Origin of the sequence: Streptomyces katrae (assembly GCF_000966975.1) — a bacterium.
Lineage (GTDB): Bacteria > Actinomycetota > Actinomycetes > Streptomycetales > Streptomycetaceae > Streptomyces > Streptomyces katrae.
In genome coordinates, this window is the sequence record NZ_JZWV01001692.1 from 1 (window position 1) to 569 (window position 569).

The 569-nt window shown below is 75.6% G+C and carries 1 protein-coding gene; it reads left to right on the forward strand.

Going from position 1 to position 569, the window contains the following annotated elements; all coding sequences use genetic code 11:
- Nucleotides 1-18: 18 nt before the first annotated feature.
- Nucleotides 19-569 (forward strand): acyltransferase domain-containing protein (locus VR44_RS40140; protein ID WP_342669444.1); only part of this gene is annotated, 551 nt, incomplete at its 3' end.

The following is a 569-nucleotide window of genomic DNA, read 5'->3' on the forward strand; positions in this document are numbered from 1 at the left end:
GCCTTCCACTCACCCCTGATGGACCCGATGCTGGACGAGTTCCGGGCCGCCGTCGAATCCGTCCCCTTCGCACCCCCCGCGCTGCCGGTCGTCTCCACCCTCACCGGAGGCCCGGTCGGCGCCGACGAGTTCTGCTCACCGCGGTACTGGGTCCGCCACGTCCGCGAGGCGGTCCGCTTCGCCGACGCCGTCGCCTCCCTCGCCGCCGAGGGCGTCGGCACCTTCCTCGAAGTGGGCCCCGGCGGGGTCCTCACCGCCCAGGCCCAGCACCTCCTGGACGACACCCGCGTCCTCGTGCCCCTGCTGCGGACCGACCGGCACGAACACCTGGCCGTCACCACCGCCCTCGCCCGCCTCCACGTCCACGGCACGCCCGTCGACTGGGCCGCCGTGCACGCCGGCCGAGGCGCCCGCCGCATCGACCTGCCCACGTACGCCTTCCAGCGCCAGGACTACTGGCTTCGGCCCGCCGCCCCCGCCGGCCGCCGGTCCGTGATCGAGGACTGGCAGTACGAGGTCACCTGGAAGCGGCTGCCCGCCCCCGCCACGGGCCCCGCCGCCGGTCACTG